Here is a 16,621-nt window from a genome sequence, read left to right on the forward strand (position 1 = left end):
AAGTGATGCATTTATTTTCGAAAAAATAGATCCGTCACCTTTTCAGTCATGCTTGGCCCCTACTTAGTCCCGACTTAGTCCCTGCTTGGTCCCGAAAGAGGCCCGCTTTCAACGGCCCGCTGAATCACCAACCTGAACTGGTTACCCTGCCGGTCGTCGTCCAGCCTGATCATTGGCCTGGCGTCGATCGCACGCGGGATGGCCGTGCCCAAACCGCGATAGGGGAGGATGTGCACAGCATGGGAGGTGAGCGTCGGGTTACGACGGTTGGACAGGCCGAATCGGATTTTCTCGGTATCGAGCACGTCAGGCAGGTGCCCGGGGCTGATCAGTTCGATGCGATCAGCGAAGATCATGATCCGGATCGAGGCGCTGACAAAGTAGTCGCGATGGATCAGGGCATTGACCAGCAGTTCTTCGAACACCTCCTCCGGCACTTCCAGCTGGCCGAGGGTATTGAAGCCCTGTTGGCGCTGCACATGGCGCAGGTTGCGCTTGATGAAGGCCAGGCTGCGTCGGTACTGCTCCAGCAGGTTGCCGTCTATGTCTTCGCTGTCTAGATAGTGGCGGTCATGCAGCACCGTGCCCGGAAACGCCACGGCCTTGATATCGAACGCCGGGCACAGACGTTGTGGCGCCTGACCGAAGAGCAGCAAACCGGCCAAATTGGGTGTGCCTCCATTGGCGAGCCCAAGATTTTCCAGGATGCGGGTGGTTTCCAAACCTGTCTGTTCGGGGCTTTGTCGAAAGCGTCTTTGGAAGTACTCGCCAAGCGCCTTGGCGTTGATATACAGGTGGGGCGAGTGGTGGCAGGGTTGGCCCGAAAAGTCAGGAGCTCAGATGCAACAAAGCCCGCACAAGGAGGGCTTCGTTTTGCTTCGTTTGATGGGCCGGGGTAATCTGAATCTACTCAGTAAGATAATGATTTATATGGTTAATATCTGTTTTTATTTTTGGTTGGAATACCATTTGGAATACCGTGCAAAATTGTATTTCACTTGACCACCCGTTTTGGTGAGGGCAATGCCTAATAGTGAAGGGGTTAAGGTGCAACAGGGCGCTTATGGGCGCTAGAGGTCGGCTTTTTGGCCTTGATCGTAGGCTTTTTTGACTTGGCCGTTTTCACCGGGGGCTTGGGCGTCAATTTCTCGATAATTTCCTTACGGATGTTCATGCCAGTGCGCCTAAGTCTATCGCAGGCGGCCATCAAACTGACCTTACTGAAAAACGGAATGCCAATAGTACCGTCAACATACCTGTGACGCATGATCCCATAAACAACGGTGTACTCGCCCCGATCCACCTCTCGCTTGCGGCCGTCCGGCAGGGTTCCGACGAAGGTAGATCCGCCTTTCGTCGCCGCGACCGTATCCTTTAGCTTTCGGCGAAACTCGCTGTCGGCAACAAAAGCCTCGGCGCTGACGACGCCCTGCATCCATAAGTGACTGATCGGCCCAGATGACTCCCCATCTTTAAGATGAATGAAGTGTTTATCGTTTGAATAGAAGTCGCACGGCTCGAGGTTGGCGGCGACAACGCCTTCCGGATTGATTTTTGTACGATCAAGCTTGATCAGATCTGACCTATTTTTTAACAGGTCTTCGATTAGCTCTTCTTCGTTCAGGCAGTGGGTCGGCCCGATGACTACGATGTCCTCAATACTGTCAAAGTGCTCATCGACTCTGTCCTTGAATTTTTTTGAGATTTTGTACCATTTGCCTGCGAACAATACGTAGTTTGTAGGCGTTGGGGTGGGCAGAGTCGCCTCCCAATTGAGACAATCATAAACCTTCCATCCGGGCTCAATAGCTCCGGTCTTCAAGTTTTCAGTGCGGATTTTGTGAGAAGTTTTTATCTCCTGAATCGTGTGCGTGCAACCCAGTCGATTAAGCTCGGCGGCGTAATCCTCGATCGAAAGCTTAGTGAATTCAGGCTTGCGGCTGTTAAAACCCGAATATTGGAGTGCGGCCCCCTCAACGTAGTTTTGGATCTCCGGAGGGGACATGTGCAGCAGGCTGATTGAGCCGCTCCGGATGGCTTGAATTTCCTGGAAGAGAAGTTTGTCCAAGCGTCTAAGGCGAGATGGGTTAGTCTCAACTTTGACGTTGTCAAACCAAGCATAGTCTTTCTTATATGCCTTCGATTTGAAGGCATTCAGGATCTCGACGCACTTGCTGTGGAACTGCGACGGCGTGAGGGGAGTGTCCAGGCTGAGGGCATCTTTTCCTGCAACGAATTTGGCGAAAGCGTCGTCTTCGGGTTTGCCTCCTGCAACCCTTGCGAGATCTCGCAGGGTGTCTACCCCGAATTGGCTAAAGTCGGAAAGCTTGCTGGCTTGAACCCGCCGCTGAAACGTGACCGCATCCGGAGTCGCGAGGTCGAGACTCAGAAGACTCCCTCGTCTTACAGTGTTTAAGGCAACCTTCAGCCCAAATTGATGCACGAAAGCGTCCTCGTTCAGCGCGATATGTGCATATCCAAAGCAGAGCGCCATCCATCTCTGCTTAACGCTTAAGAACAAGATCGCTGCCGAACCACTTGAATGCAGCGCGTCGAAAGGATCGCTGACAAAGCCCTGAAGGAGGTTCAGCCACTCCGGTACGGTGTCGTAGACTTGGCCATAGTAGACAACGCCTTCACCGTCGCCATCCCAGTCTTGATCTTTCAGCGCTCGCGCGCCACCTGGCCCATAGGTGGAGCTGATTGCATCTGCTGGTATTTTTGTAGGCTTGAGTAGTCTGACGGTGATTGAGTTAACAGCGTTCCGTGCCATCTTGGACCTCCACTGAAGCGTCAATGCCAATATCTTGCGGTGGATCAGATTCTGATGGCCGTGATGGCGAATTGCAATGCAGTTTCAGGTGCGTTGTCTTTCTACCTGCTCGCGACCATAAGAGCGATCGAGATCCCGATCCCTGCAGGGGAAGAAATGGGTAGAATGGTGCCCATTCTGAGCATGCAGTTGGAATCCAATCACACCATGAAAAGCCCACTAGCCCTATGGCCACTCTCTTGACGGTATAGCTGCTCCTGCTCCCGCAAAAATGACGAATTGATATGCCATCAGGCCATGCCCGGTGGTTCAGAAAGCTTACGGAAAAAACGATCACTCATGGCCATCAAAAAATCAGAGCTCTACTCTTCCTTATGGTCTTCCTGCGACGAATTGCGCGGTAGCATGGACCCGAGCCAGTACAAGGACTACGTATTGGTATTGTTGTTTATCAAGTACGTCAGCGATAAGTATGCTGGCCAAACCTTTGCGCCTATCACCGTCCCGGCCGGTGCTAGTTTTGCCGATATGGTCGCGCTCAAGGGCAAACCTGATATCGGCGACCAGATCAACAAGAAGATCATCGCGCCGCTGGCCAATGCAAACAAACTGTTCGACTTGCCGGATTTCGACGACTCCAACAAGCTCGGCACCGGTCAAGAAAAGGTAGAGCGCCTCACCAACCTGATCGCTATCTTTCAGAATCCGGCGCTCGACTTTTCAAAGAATCGTGCCGCTCACGATGACATTCTGGGCGATGCTTACGAATTCCTTATGCAGCACTTCGCCAAGGATTCGGGCAAGAGTAAGGGCCAGTTTTACACCCCCGCCGAGGTGAGCAAGGTAATCGCAAAAATAATCGGCATCGGGCAGGCACAAACCAGCAGCGATACCAGCGTTTATGACCCGACCTGCGGCTCGGGGTCGCTGCTGCTCAAGGTCGCAGACGAAGCCGGAACGCCTGTTACCCTTTACGGTCAGGAGAAAGACTCGGCCACCAGTGGCTTGGCGCGCATGAACATGATTCTGCACGACAACCCCACGGCGTTGATCGCCCAAGGCAACACATTGACCAGCCCGGCCTTCACGCTTAAAGCGGGCAATTATGACCTGCTTAAGAACTTCGACTTCGTCGTGGCCAACCCACCGTTTTCAGATAAACGCTGGAGCACGGGGTTGGATCCGCTCAACGATCCTTACAACCGTTTTGAAACCTTCGGTGTGCCGCCAGCTAAGCAGGGTGACTTCGCCTATTTGCTTCACATCATCCGCTCGCTGAAAAGCGACGGTAAAGCAGCCTGCATTCTGCCGCACGGCGTGCTATTTCGTGGTAATACCGAGGCCGACATCCGTCGTAACTTAATCCGCCACGGTTATATCAGGGGCATCATCGGCCTGCCGGCCAACCTGTTCTACGGCACCGGCATTCCGGCCTGCATTGTCGTTATCGACAAGGAACATGCGACGGGACGCAAGGGTATCTTCATGCTCGACGCCAGCGCTGGTTTCATCAAAGACGGCCCAAAGAACCGACTGCGCGAGCAAGACGTTCACAAAATCGTTGATACCTTCACCCGCCAGGACGACAGCGAGCCGCGTTACGCCCGTATGGTGGGTTTCGAAGAAATTGAGAGGAACGACTATAATCTCAACCTGCCGCGCTATATCGATAGCACCCAGGCCGAAGACAAACAGGACATCGAAGGCCATCTGAAGGGAGGCATTCCGGCCGCTGATATCGAGGCGCTAGCCGGCTATTGGGCGGTGTGTCCGCAGCTCAAGTCCGCGCTGTTCAGCGCTAACCGCCCCGGCTACTTCGATTTGGCTGTGAGCAAGTCCAATATAAAACACTGCATCTATGGACACCCGCAGTTTGCAGACTTTATTGCCGGTATGGCCAAACATTTTGACGATTGGCGTACGCAGGCGACGAAAACGCTCAAAGCGCTGCAACCGGGTTTTCATCCCAAGCAGCTGATTCATGAGGTATCTGAAAGCTTGCTGCAGCACTATCAGAACCAGCCGCTCATCGACGCCTATGATGTCTATCAGCACCTGATGGATTACTGGGCTGAAGTGATGCAAGACGACGCCTACCTGATCGCCGCTGACGGTTGGAAGGCCGAGACTTATCGCATCATCGAAAAGGACAAAAAGGGCAAGGAGAAGGATAAAGGCTGGGGTTGCGACCTGCTGCCGAAAAACCTGATCGTCACCCGCTACTTCGGCATCGAGAAGGCGAAGATTGACCAGATCAGCGTCGACCTAGAAGCGACCAGTGCCGCCCTTGCCGAATTGGAGGAAGAGCACAGTAGCGAGGAAGGTGTGTTCGCCGATCTCGACAAGATCAACGCCGCCACGATAAAAGAGCGCGTCAAAGATGTCGGTAAGGACGCGGTCGAGGAACTGGCTGTGCTCAAGCAATGGCAGACGTTGGCTGTCCAAGAAGCTGCGCTAAAAAAACAGCTCAAAGAGCGGGACATTGATCTGGACAAAAAGGCATATATCAAGTATGCCGATTTGAATAAGGCTGAAATTGAAATCAAGCAACTGGCCGTAAATGATAAATGGTTGACCAGCTTACAAGCCGCCATCAGTGACGAGATTGATCGCGTTAGCCAGACGCTGACCCTGCGTGTGAAGGAGCTGGCTGAGCGTTATGAGAGCCCGCTGCCGCAATTGATTATTCGCACTAGCGGACTGGAAGCTAAGGTAGCCGAGCATCTGCGGAAGATGGGGTTTGTATGGAGTTGATGCCTGGTTACAAGCAGACTGAAGTGGGGCTGATTCCGGAGGATTGGAGCACCCCTTGCCTAGGTCAACTAATCCACTCGGTGGAATACGGCTCATCAGCAAAGTCGCGCCCTAGTGGTAAAATTCCCGTACTCCGAATGGGTAACCTACAAGATGGGAGTATCGATTGGCGAGACCTCGTTTTCACGAATAGTGAGGCGGAGATAAAAAAATATTTGCTCAATCCGGGTGATGTGCTTTTCAATCGTACGAACACCATTGATCTAGTTGGAAAGACGGCGATCTATAAAGGAGAGTATTCTGCGGTTTTTGCCGGTTATTTAATTCGGATAAATGAAAACAAATTATTGCTGGATTCGCGCTTTCTTAATTACGTGTTGAATGCTGAGTTCTCCAAGAAATATAGCCTAAAGATTCTAAGTGTTGCTGTTGGACAAGCCAATATCAATGGGCAAAAACTCAAGACCTATTCGATTCCTCTTCCTCCTACACTCGCCGAACAAAAAGCTATCGCCGAGGCCTTGAGTGATGCGGATGCGCTGATTGAATCACTAGCCCTACTGTTGACCAAAAAACGCCAGACCAAGCAAGGCGTGATGCAGGAGTTGCTCACCGGTCAGCGCCGTCTGCCAGGGTTTAGTGGTGGTTGGGAGAAAAAAACTATTGGGGAAGTTGCTGATGTAAAGACAGGCCCCTTTGGTTCATCTCTGCATGAAAGTGACTACGTGCAGTCTGGTACCCCTATTATCACTGTGGAGCACTTGGGCGAATTTGGGGTGACATACCAAAACCTCCCTCTAGTATCGGAGGAGGATCGAGTTCGTCTTGGGAACTATTCTTTAAGCGCTGGGGATATTGTTTTCAGTCGAGTTGGGTCGGTTGATCGAAATGCACTGATTCGAGAAGAACAAGAAGGCTGGCTATTTTCAGGTCGGCTTCTCCGTGTTCGGCCCAATCACGGAGTAGTGTATTCACCATATTTGAGTTTTCAATTTAATACTGAGCGTTTCAAGAGCTCGGTTCTCAAAGTTGCTGTTGGGCAAACCATGGCCTCCCTTAATACGCAGATTCTTAAAGCGCTATATGTGGATGTGCCGAATATCGCTGAGCAAACTGCTATAGCGACTATTCTCTCCGATATGGATAACGATATCATCAATCTTGAAAGCCAACTCCAGAAAGTCCGTAATCTCAAACAAGGACTGATGCAGGAACTCCTTACCGGAAGGATTCGATTGGTATGATCCAGCACCTACAGCGGGCACGGAAGGCCGCGTGGTGCGGCGAGTACCTGAAATGGATATGCGGTTTCGGCAATACCGGCGAGCCAATGGGCGTGGACGACGCGGCGCTCCTGTCTCAGCAATCAACTAAAACGAAACTCCAGCTGGTAATGCAACTTGGACCGAGCGGTAATGGAATAAAATATCATGTAACCAAACTGCGGACGTCTAGAATGATCCGGCAGGTTAGCCCAACGAAAAGCGAACACAGGGAAGTACTCAAATGACCGATATCGGCAAAGCCGAACGCGTGACACAGAACCGTGTGACCAAACTGTTTGTTGAGGAGTTGGGCTACAAATATCTCGGCGATTGGGCTGACAAGGTTAATAACAGCAATATTGAAAAAGATTTGTTCAGTGTATATATGATCGGCGCAGGCTACAGTCAGACGCAGATCAATGCCGTCCTGCACAAGCTGAACACGGAGGCCAACAAATCCGACCGCAGTCTGTATGGCACCAATCAAGCCGTTTACAAGTTGCTGCGCTACGGTGTGCCGGTGAAGACTGAGATCGGCAAGGTGACCGAGACGGTGCATCTGATCAACTGGGCCGAGCCGCTGAAAAATGATTTCGCCATCGCCGAGGAGGTCACGCTCAAGGGCAAGCTAGAGCGGCGGCCGGATATCGTGCTCTATGTGAACGGTATCGCTATTGGCGTGCTGGAGCTGAAAAATAGCCGCATCAGTATCGGCGACGGTATGCGCCAGAGTTTGTCCAATCAGCAGCCGGAGTTCAATGAGTGGTTCTTCAGTACGGTGCAGTTCGTCTTCGCCGGCAATGACTCGGAAGGTCTACGCTACGGCACCACCGGCACTCAGGAAAAGTACTTTCTGACCTGGAAGGAAGATGAGTCCGATAACAGCCGCTACAAGTTGGACAAGTACCTGTTAAAAATCTGCGACAAGGCCCGGCTGATTGAGCTGATGCACGACTTTGTGTTGTTCGACGGCGGTGTGAAAAAGTTGCCCCGAGTGCACCAGTACTTCGGCATTAAGGCTGCCCAGGAACATGTGAAGCAGCGCCAGGGCGGCATCATTTGGCACACCCAGGGCGCTGGTAAAAGCATTCTGATGGTGCTGCTGGCCAAGTGGATTCTGGAGAGCAACCCAAACGCTCGTGTGGCCATCATCACCGACCGTGACGAGCTGGATAAGCAGATTGAAAGGGTGTTCCGGGATGCTGGAGAAACCATCTGCCGTACCGGCAGTGGCCAGGAGCTGATGCGCCAGCTCAGCCAGCCAAGTCCGCGTCTGCTGTGCTCGCTGGTGCACAAGTTTGGCGGCTCTACCAAAGGCAAGGATGACAAGGACTTCGAGGCATTTATCAAGGAGCTGCAGACCCAACCCAGCCAGACCTTGGGCGAGCTGTTCGTGTTTGTCGATGAGTGCCACCGGACTCAGGGCGGCCGGCTCAATCGAGTGATGAAGGCACTAATGCCCAATGCGGTGTTTATAGGCTTTACCGGCACGCCGTTGCTCAAGCAGGACAAGGTCACTAGTCTGGAAGTGTTTGGTGGTTACATTCATACCTACAAGTTCAGCGAGGCGGTGGAAGATGGCGTAGTACTGGACCTACTCTACGAAGCACGTGACATTGACACCAGATTGGGGTCTTCAGAAAAAATTGACCAGTGGTTCGAAAACAGCACCAAGTCATTGAATAAGTGGCAAAAGGATGAACTGAAGCAGCAGTGGGGCACCATGCAGAATGTGCTCAGTTCCAAGTCGCGTATGGACCGTGTGGTGGCGGATATCATCTTCGATTTCAGCACCAAACCCCGTCTGTCCAGCCAGCGAGGCAATGCTATTTTCGTCGCCTCCAGCATCTATGAGGCCTGCAAGTACTTCACGCTATTCCAGAAGTCATTGTTCAAGAGCAAGTGCGCAGTCATAACGTCCTACAACCCGTTGGCCAAGAATGTGACTCTGGAAGAAACCGGCGCGAATACTGAAACAGACAAGCAGTTTATCTACAGCACCTACATGGACCTGCTGGAAGATGTACAGGCAAAACCCGGCATGTCCAAAACTGAAACCTATGAAGAACGGGCCAAGGCGCTGTTTATCAAGGAGCCTGCCAACATGAGGCTGTTGGTGGTGGTGGACAAGTTGCTCACAGGCTTTGACGCGCCGCCGTGCAGCTATCTGTATATCGACAAGTCGATGCATGACCATGGCCTGTTTCAGGCTATCTGCCGGACCAACCGTCTGGATGGCGAGGACAAGGAATTTGGCTACATCGTCGACTACAAGGACCTGTTCAAGAGTGTGGAGAATGCCATCGCGGTATACACCTCCGAGCTGGATCACAGCGCTGGCGGAGTCGATCCAGAAGTGCTGTTGCACGATCGTTTAACGCAGGGCAAGGAGCGTCTGGACGATGCCCTGGAAGTGCTGGCGCTGTTGTGTGAGCCGGTCGTTCCGCCAAAGGATGAGTTGGCGCATATTCACTACTTCTGCGGTAATACCGAGATAGCAGACGACCTGCAAAACCGCGAACCACAGCGAGTGGCCCTATACAAGGCAGTAGTAGTGCTGCTGCGCGCGTATGCGAATCTGGCTGATGAGATGGAAGCGGCGGGTTACAGTTCCGCGCAGATCGAAGAGATCAAGCGCAAGCTGGGTCGGTACCTGGCGCTGCGCGAGATCATCCGCAAGGCCAGCGGTGAGACGCTCGACATCAAGCCGTTCGAAGCGGACATGCGGCATCTGATCGACACCTATATCGAGGCCAGCGAACCGCGCAAGATTTCCCCCTTTGACAACATAGGGCTGCTCGACCTGATCGTAAAGACCGGTATTGGTGAGGCTATCGCCGAGAAGTTGGGAGAGATGAAAGGTAATAAGGGAGCAGTGGCCGAAACTATCGAGAACAACGTTCGCAGCAAGATCATCAAGGAAAACCTGACTGACCCAGCCTACTTCGCGAAAATGTCAGCTCTGCTCGATGAAATCATCAAGCTCCGCAAGGAAAAGGCCATCGAGTACGAGGAGTACCTCAAGCGTATTGGTGAGCTGGTGGCCAAAGTCCAAGCTGGAAAGTCCAAGGATACTCCGGAAACACTGAACACCCCTGGCAAGCTAGCGCTCTATAACAACTTGACGCCAAAGAACTCAGTGTCCGAGCCGGCAATGCCCTATGGCCAGTCTCCTGGGGACGCCGTTTTGGATCTGGCACTGAAGATCGACAAAGCGGTGAAGCAGGCGCGACCGGATGGATGGCGTGGAGTGCAGGCCAAGGAAATGATGGTCAAACAGGCTATGTACAAGGTGTTGAACAATGAGGAAGAGGTCGAGCGTCTGTTTCCCATCATTGTTGCTCAGGAGGAGTACTGATGTCCGAGCACATTCAGCTCGGTGATATCCGGGTCGAGGTTCAGAGAAAGAATAATAAGCACGCGCACCTGTACGTGTATCCCCCGGAAGGTCGGGTGCATATCTCCGCGCCTCTGCACATGGGGCTGGACGCTCTGCGAGCGTTCGCTATTTCTCGACTGAGCTGGATCAAGGCGCAACAGAGGAAAATGCGCGCCCAACCGCGCGAGACGGAACGTGAGTATCTGAACCGAGAAAGTCATCAGGTGTGGGGAAGGCGCTACTTGTTGGAGGTGATTGAGGTAAATGCAGCGCCAGTTGTCGAGCTAAAGCATTCCGCGCTGGTGTTGCAGATACGCCCCGGTAGTGACGAAGCACGCCGAGCGGCGCTGCTGGAAAGCTGGTATCGCGAACAGCTGCGGGCGAAGCTGTCGGTGCTGCTGGGCAAGTGGCAGCCTCTGATGGGGGTTAACGTTCGGCGTATTTTGGTGCAACGCATGAAAACCCGTTGGGGTGGATGCAACCCGAGCACCGGTAATATTCGGCTGAACACCGAGTTGGCGAAAAAGCCGCCGGAGTGTTTGGAATACATCCTGATACACGAGCTGGCACACCTGATCGAACCAACCCACAACAATCGTTTTCTAGCGTTGATGGATAAATTCATGCCCCACTGGCGGCAAATCAAGGACGAGCTGAACCGTTTACCGGTTCGACATGAAGAGTGGGATCACTGATGTATTTGAAATAAGGCTGCTGCTGCCAAATTCTACCTTGAGTGAGTCCTTTAAACGTCAAGGTCGATACTCAGGCCGTAGCCAATAGATGCCGACGACGCCAGTTAAGACGGTTGGCTTCCGTATCAACGTATGGGCCCATACCCCATCCATTTCCAGATTAGCAGCAAAAACGGAGTGGATTTATTTTGTGGAGTATTCGCACGCTTTCGGCCGACGCTGCTGAAAAAGTCGGTTTCACTTTTCATGACAGAACAGTGCGCGTCTGGGATTGAAATTTGTGTTTTGAACAGAGGGTGCAGGACTCAGACTTCACGTAGCAGAGTGCTCAAATGACGTTTTCACCGCTCAATGCATGGACCGTCCCCCGGGTCGACTGTTTTCAACAGAATCGGTCAATCGTGGCTTTCTCATCGGTGGTTTCCGGTCAGAAGCAGGTATTTGGTAGCAGAAAATAGACCCGTCTGATTTTCTAGGAGGAGCTTCTAGAAAATCAAAGCGGCCGGCAACGCGAACGCTGCCGCCTAAATGTTCAGCGAAGCGATGGACTGCGTTGGCTCCGGTATTGCGCCGCGATCAATCGCTGCTGCAGATAACGTAGAAATCCAGCTTCGAAGGCCTCGCGCCGATCACCTTCCGGATAGTCACGACGGGCTTTGATCAATTCCCACCACAGAGGCTGGGTGGTTTGCCGTTCTATCCAGCGCCCGGCGCAGCGGGCGCCGCTGGCGATTTCCTGGGCGAACTGTTTTTCCCAGGGCGTCGGGATTCCAGGCAGCGGATCGGCGCAGGCGTTGAAGCGGGTGGCGGCGGTTGACGCGGGTGAGGGGGGATGACGTTGCCGGAGGAGTGCCGTGTCATAAAAGGCGATGGCATCGAGGATCAGTTTGTTGCCTAGTTCCTGTTGTTGATCATTCTGAAAGGCCAGGGTTCGGGCACCGTCCAGGCACAAGTGGGCAGCACGGCGTAGATGACCGACTGCTTCGCTGGTATCCAAGATGGCGAATTTGATCAGTGCGGGTGTGGGTAGGCGCGAGAGCAATGGGCAATCAATCATGGAGGCAATCTCCCTGATCGGGTTGCATTAACGCCAGGCGGAGCAGGCGGTGCCCGGGCGCGAAAGGGGGGTAGGCCATTCTCCTTATCTCCATCGTGAGGTTAAGGAACCGACACCCGCCGATCTGACGCGGTTGGGGTGGCGGACCGCACGGGGGTCAGAATCCGGCTCACGAAGGAACGCCGGCCAGGCCGAAGCCTGCCCCGCGCGGTCCACCATATGAGCGAAGCAACCGAACGCAAAAATGCGCCGACTCCATCGCTACGGCGCTACCGCGCCTTCGTGAGGTTTACAGGTTCTGACACCCGGTCACAGGTATGCCTGTGACTCAAGAAGCCTAACGAAGGGGGGAGCATTGCTCAGTCGGTCATAGACCAAGACGGCGTGCGAAGTATCCGATAATTTTGTAGGGGTGTCTTGTTGGCGGGGTGGGATCTGTTTGTCGCATTTTGTTTCTTGGATGGGGAAACAGGGCGCTCACGCCAATCCGTTGGGCCAGGGTCGAACGTGGGACGGCCAAGCCGGTTCGACCGAAAATCAGCGGCTAAGCGCAGAAAATCTTTGTGGGCGAGCGAGCGGTCCAGAGCTTCCACGAAGGACAGCTTTAACCCGAGCCGCAGCCATCTCAAGTGCCTGGGGGGTTGCTGCATAGACAGCATCAACCTGACGGTCACGTAGGCTGCTTTTAAGGTTCATCATCTCCGCAAAACTGAGGTCTTTTGAACGCTGGCGGTCACTGATCATGACAAAGGTGCCTAGATTAAAGGGTAGAAATTTAGACTTGGGGCCGAGATTAGCCCTTCAGCACGCGCATTTACAGCAGGAGAGCTGTGATCGTGGAGCATTAGCCGACGAGGTGCGCACATCGCCCTGCGACAATGTAGCGGGCTGCCAACATGTATCCGGTCGGTAGCGACGTCAGCTGGACCAATCGGCTTTGCTCTCAACGCATAGGCCAGCTTTTCCCCAGTTGCTTCAAGATTAGCTGCGCGGTGAGACGGTAGTAATACAGAGTCGCTTCGGAGTGGTCCTTCAGGTGATGAGCCAGAAACCAGCGTATATGCTTGCGCCGCCAGGTCCAGGGGTTATCGCGTTGCCATCTCTGTTGGATGGCTGCCTGCATGATTCGGGCTTGGCGTAGGTGGCGTTGCTGGGTGACTTTCGAACCAGTCAGTACACCGCTCAGAAACAGCGCCATATCGAGGGGCCTGGTCACGCTCGACCTCCAATGTAGGCCGAAACCACATCGACTCGGTAATGCCCGAGTTCAAGGCTGATCTGTTGGCGCGCCTGTTGATCAAGGTCGCGGTCAATGTGATAACAGCGGCCACCATTGACCGGCGCTACGTGGCCAGTGAGCTGCTGGTAACGTTCGCAGGCGTAGGCTGCTCGTAGTTCATGAAAACCCTTCAACCCCTGTTCATGTAGAGTTTCGCGGGCAGGGAGCACCGCCTGTCGCAGGAACGCGGCATAGCTTTCGTTTCGGGCCAGCAGGTTGCGGCTGCCGGTCGGCGAGGCATTACCAGCAAACTGCAGCGCTGCCTTCACCTCTTCGCTGGCAGCAATCCATCGTGGCGCTGAAGCTCCTGAACGACCGCCTTTGGTGCCGTCCTGGATGTTGATGCGACCGAGTCGTTCGGCTTCACGTTGCAATCGTGGCAGGTCAGCCAGTATCGCTTCACGCAGGCGCATGCCGGTTGCTCGGGCCAACAGGACAATCGCGGCCACCCGCTCGTGCTGCTGTTCGCCAAGCGCCTCTAGCACTCGCTGGATCTGTTGGCGGTCTTGACCATCCGGTGCGCTGATACGGACTGCCGAGCGCCGCATGCCTAACGCCTTGCTCGGGCTGGCGATCCTCACATCATGATCACCACGTAGAGCCGCGAGGGTTCGGTTGACGCTACTCAGGCGGTTCTGCGCGGTGGCGATGCAGATTTCACCTCGTCGGAGCAACTGGCGTAGATGAGCTGCATAGTCCTGCAGTGTCCGTAGATCGATCTGGCGTGTATCGTTGTAACCTGGACCCTCCGCTGACCGACACCACCTCACGAACGCTTGCCAGCGATCACTATGCGCTTTAACCGTGGCGAAGTGACCACCGGCAAACAGGTCCTTCAGCGCTTGCGGTCCGGCGTAACTCAACTGGCGGCCATATCCAAAATTACGCCCATCACGCCGACCGACCAAAGCCATCAGCCTCACCGTTTTCATTGTCTTGCAGAAAGCGCAGCAAGGCTTTCCAGTGGGAGCTGATCCGGTCCAACTGTTGCCAGTGTGTTGGCCGGATCAGAAGGGTATTTTCGTTGTGCTGCAGTACCATCCCTTCTTCACGCAGTTGCTGTATCAGTAGGCGAATATGGGCCGGCTCTAAAGTGTGTGTGGCGACGGCGGCGACAGTGGCGACAATCCCTGCCGTAGCTGGCCTGGCGCATGGCGACAAGTTGGCGACACATCGCAACACCGGCCGCGGTTGATGTTGCGCCTGATAGCGGCGCACCGCGTCATTGAGGCGGAACATGGCGCACCTCGAAAGTCTTGCCATCGCTGCTGTTCAGCCAGTTAAACGTGATCAGCTCTACGAGTAGCGTGGCGGTCTGATGGCTGCTCTTGCGGGCAAAGCGGGGGCCGTTGCGATTGAGATCGCGGATGGTGAAGTGGGTCCAACCTTTTTGCGTCAGCCAGCGCAGTAGCCGATCCGCTTCCTCGCGTCGGGTGTTGATCGGCTCCTGTTCGGTCAGGCGTTGGATCTCTGCCAGGTAGTAATCCATCAGCGTGGAGGCGCGTTCAATATGGGCCTCGCCCAACGAGCTGGCGTCTTCGATTACCGCCAGCACACCCGCGATACGCAACACATTGGCCGCCGCTTTGCCCGCGACAGACTGGATGCCGGCTAACTCGCCGAACTCACCCGATTGGCACTCGATGGTGTCGTGAATATCAATCCAGGCAGTGCGGGCACTGGCCGTCAGCTCCAGCGCCACGGGGTTAAGCGAGCCGTCCTTGTGAAGCGGCAACGGCTTTTGCAGCAGGGCTGTGATGCGCGCTTGGTAGCGCTGGACCCTGGCATCTCGCGTCAGGTCGACGGCCTTGTACAGACGCCGCCCGGCCAGGCGTTCGGGCCAACTGACCAGGCAGCGGCCGAGGATGCCTTGGCCATTGATCACCGGGTCTCTGAGTAACTGGTTGGCCAGGTAAGGTTGCAGCATCAGGTGCAGACTCAGACGACGATCATAGGCCCGCAGGCTCTCTCCGGGCATGGAACGCGTCCGGTCGATTGGACTGCCATCCCAGAGTGACGACAGGGTGCTGATGGCTTTGAGTTGATTCTCTTTGCTCATGGTGCTGCTGCCCAGGAACTGGCCACCTTCGTCATTGAACAAGCCCATGCTGGGCAACCCGTGGCACAAGTTTTTGATCAGTGCCTCAATGGTGGGTTCGGAGATGATCAGCCTCGGCGGTACTGGTTCGGCTGGCTCACGGTCTTCCAGCTTTCCGTGCTTCCGGACTCTGGCCGTGACACGAACGGCTGCGCGATAGGCGTTGAGCTGTTCCATATACAAGGTCCATTGCTCTCGTTCCCAGTTGCGCGTTGCCGTCAGCGCCAAGTGATCCACCGCGCTCTTGCGATCGCCCGAGGAGGCCACCGTCAGCAGGTACAGGGACAGTGGATAAGTGCGACCGTCGAGGTGCACATTGGCATGGCCCTGACTCACCAGGGCGGCGGTGGCCAGCACCGATTGAGCGGCCATGGCGCGGGGCACGCCGATGACCTCGGCCATTCGCTCTACCGCCGGGCCCAAAATCTCTCCCAATGCTTCGACCGGGTAGGCCAATGGTTCGGGCCGGTACTCCAGTAGCGGGCGCGGTGGGTCGAACGCTTCGCACAATTGCATCGTCATTCTCCTGAAGCTTCGATTGCTCCCTCACTCTCCCCGCCACGGTTGTTGAGTGTTATCAGGGATCAAGGCCCCTGCTGCCTGTGAGGGTTGTCCACTGACGCGGGACGGGCGGCTCCTTACGGCCGGGAGCTTGGGCATCTCATGATCTGGCCTCCTGAGCACTTCTACGGAAGTGGGCGGGTGGAGGCTGCGTTGGCTGACGAGACCTGCGCCGCGAGATCCTGAGTCGGGATCAGGCTGCGATGTGATGACCGGGGCGTGCCTGGCTGTCAGTCAGGTGCAGTCCGTTCCGTGGGCTGCGGCACCATCATCGAAATCGCTGTTGCGGGTGATGTCGGCGGTTTGTCAGGCCGATTGTCACGAGGAGAGTCGCCGCAACGCCATATTCGACGTGAGCTGCGGCAGTGGTCCGGGCGTCCGTCTCTTTCCAGGAGAAAGAGACGGACGCTGGTTGCCGCATTTGCACTGTGGATAAGTTGGCTTCCATCACGTTGGGCGTGACTGCGCGTACTAGCGGAAGCGAACGCGCATGGGCAGGGACCACCACTGCGTGGCGTAGCCTCAAAGGTCCGGGCTACCTGGGCGTGCTGTCGAGGACAGCGTTGCTACGGCTCTGGTGTAACGCTTGATCGGCGGGTGGTCAACCGTGTGTGCGGTGGGTTTTTTATGCGGTGTACAAGTGTGGACGTGAGTGGCATTGAGTGGACGAGAGGCCGTTCGTCGGCTTTTTAACGCGAGCCCCTGAGGACGGGAAGGCGAAGCCTTCCTGCCCTCAGGGGCTTGGCCGGAAAAGCTCGAG

General features: G+C 54.9%; 11 protein-coding genes. 4 read left to right on the plus strand and 7 right to left on the minus strand.

The annotated features are described in order from the left end of the window. Positions 1-74: 74 nt before the first annotated feature. Entirely contained in the window at positions 75-665 is a 591-nt protein-coding gene (locus tag M5B42_RS23475; protein WP_248747178.1) for an ATP-binding protein, read from the minus strand. 377 nt (positions 666-1,042) lie between these two features. Further along, positions 1,043-2,773, minus strand: a complete 1,731-nt coding sequence (locus M5B42_RS23480; RefSeq protein ID WP_248747179.1) for a DUF6119 family protein — start codon at positions 2,771-2,773, stop codon at positions 1,043-1,045. Positions 2,774-3,112: 339 nt separating this feature from the next. On the opposite strand from M5B42_RS23480, the gene M5B42_RS23485 reads away from it, so the two are divergent. The 4 genes from M5B42_RS23485 to M5B42_RS23500 all read left to right on the plus strand — a co-directional run bounded on the left by M5B42_RS23485 (position 3,113) and on the right by M5B42_RS23500 (position 10,866). Beyond that, entirely contained in the window at positions 3,113-5,527 is a 2,415-nt protein-coding gene (locus tag M5B42_RS23485; RefSeq protein ID WP_248747180.1) for a type I restriction-modification system subunit M, read from the plus strand. After that, positions 5,518-6,771 carry a restriction endonuclease subunit S gene (locus M5B42_RS23490; protein ID WP_248747181.1) on the plus strand — a complete coding sequence of 418 codons (1,254 nt, stop codon included), beginning with the start codon at positions 5,518-5,520 and terminating at the stop codon, positions 6,769-6,771. The genes M5B42_RS23485 and M5B42_RS23490 overlap by 10 nt, the downstream gene beginning before the upstream one ends. 262 nt (positions 6,772-7,033) lie before the next feature. Beyond that, the gene (locus M5B42_RS23495) at positions 7,034-10,150 is read left to right on the plus strand and encodes an HsdR family type I site-specific deoxyribonuclease (RefSeq protein ID WP_248747182.1); all 3,117 of its coding nucleotides are present in this window, start codon (positions 7,034-7,036) and stop codon (positions 10,148-10,150) included. Next, a complete protein-coding gene (locus M5B42_RS23500) occupies positions 10,150-10,866 on the plus strand; it encodes a SprT family zinc-dependent metalloprotease (RefSeq protein ID WP_248747183.1) in 717 nt (238 codons plus the stop codon). Before M5B42_RS23495 ends, M5B42_RS23500 begins: the two co-directional genes overlap by 1 nt. Positions 10,867-11,398: 532 nt before the next feature. Here the strand turns inward: M5B42_RS23500 and M5B42_RS23505 are convergent. The 5 genes from M5B42_RS23505 to M5B42_RS23525 all read right to left on the minus strand — a co-directional run bounded on the left by M5B42_RS23505 (position 11,399) and on the right by M5B42_RS23525 (position 15,816). Beyond that, positions 11,399-11,923, minus strand: coding sequence for a LasR-specific antiactivator QslA (locus M5B42_RS23505; protein WP_248747184.1), 525 nt, complete (start codon positions 11,921-11,923; stop codon positions 11,399-11,401). 943 nt (positions 11,924-12,866) lie between these two features. After that, the gene (locus M5B42_RS23510; protein ID WP_248747185.1) at positions 12,867-13,139 is read right to left on the minus strand and encodes a hypothetical protein; all 273 of its coding nucleotides are present in this window, start codon (positions 13,137-13,139) and stop codon (positions 12,867-12,869) included. After that, a complete protein-coding gene (locus tag M5B42_RS23515) occupies positions 13,136-14,116 on the minus strand; it encodes an integrase domain-containing protein (RefSeq protein WP_248747186.1) in 981 nt (326 codons plus the stop codon). Before M5B42_RS23515 ends, M5B42_RS23510 begins: the two co-directional genes overlap by 4 nt. After that, entirely contained in the window at positions 14,094-14,441 is a 348-nt protein-coding gene (locus M5B42_RS23520) for a hypothetical protein (RefSeq protein ID WP_248747187.1), read from the minus strand. Before M5B42_RS23520 ends, M5B42_RS23515 begins: the two co-directional genes overlap by 23 nt. Continuing rightward, entirely contained in the window at positions 14,425-15,816 is a 1,392-nt protein-coding gene (locus M5B42_RS23525; RefSeq protein WP_248747188.1) for a YfjI family protein, read from the minus strand. The genes M5B42_RS23520 and M5B42_RS23525 overlap by 17 nt, the downstream gene beginning before the upstream one ends. Positions 15,817-16,621: the final 805 nt, after the last annotated feature.

The sequence above is a fragment of the Pseudomonas sp. MWU12-2037 genome (genome assembly GCF_023242345.1).
GTDB classification, from domain to species: domain Bacteria; phylum Pseudomonadota; class Gammaproteobacteria; order Pseudomonadales; family Pseudomonadaceae; genus Aquipseudomonas; species Aquipseudomonas gingeri_D.

Excerpts from the sequence above, each read along its gene's own strand:
- M5B42_RS23480 (WP_248747179.1), bottom strand. The coding sequence starts at position 2,773 with ATGGCACGGAACGCTGTTAACTCAATCACCGTCAGACTACTCAAGCCT.
- M5B42_RS23485 (WP_248747180.1), top strand. The coding sequence starts at position 3,113 with ATGGCCATCAAAAAATCAGAGCTCTACTCTTCCTTATGGTCTTCCTGC.
- M5B42_RS23490 (WP_248747181.1), top strand. The coding sequence starts at position 5,518 with ATGGAGTTGATGCCTGGTTACAAGCAGACTGAAGTGGGGCTGATTCCG.
- M5B42_RS23495 (WP_248747182.1), top strand. The coding sequence starts at position 7,034 with ATGACCGATATCGGCAAAGCCGAACGCGTGACACAGAACCGTGTGACC.
- M5B42_RS23500 (WP_248747183.1), top strand. The coding sequence starts at position 10,150 with ATGTCCGAGCACATTCAGCTCGGTGATATCCGGGTCGAGGTTCAGAGA.
- M5B42_RS23505 (WP_248747184.1), bottom strand. The coding sequence starts at position 11,923 with ATGATTGATTGCCCATTGCTCTCGCGCCTACCCACACCCGCACTGATC.
- M5B42_RS23515 (WP_248747186.1), bottom strand. The coding sequence starts at position 14,116 with ATGGCTTTGGTCGGTCGGCGTGATGGGCGTAATTTTGGATATGGCCGC.
- M5B42_RS23520 (WP_248747187.1), bottom strand. The coding sequence starts at position 14,441 with ATGTTCCGCCTCAATGACGCGGTGCGCCGCTATCAGGCGCAACATCAA.
- M5B42_RS23525 (WP_248747188.1), bottom strand. The coding sequence starts at position 15,816 with ATGCAATTGTGCGAAGCGTTCGACCCACCGCGCCCGCTACTGGAGTAC.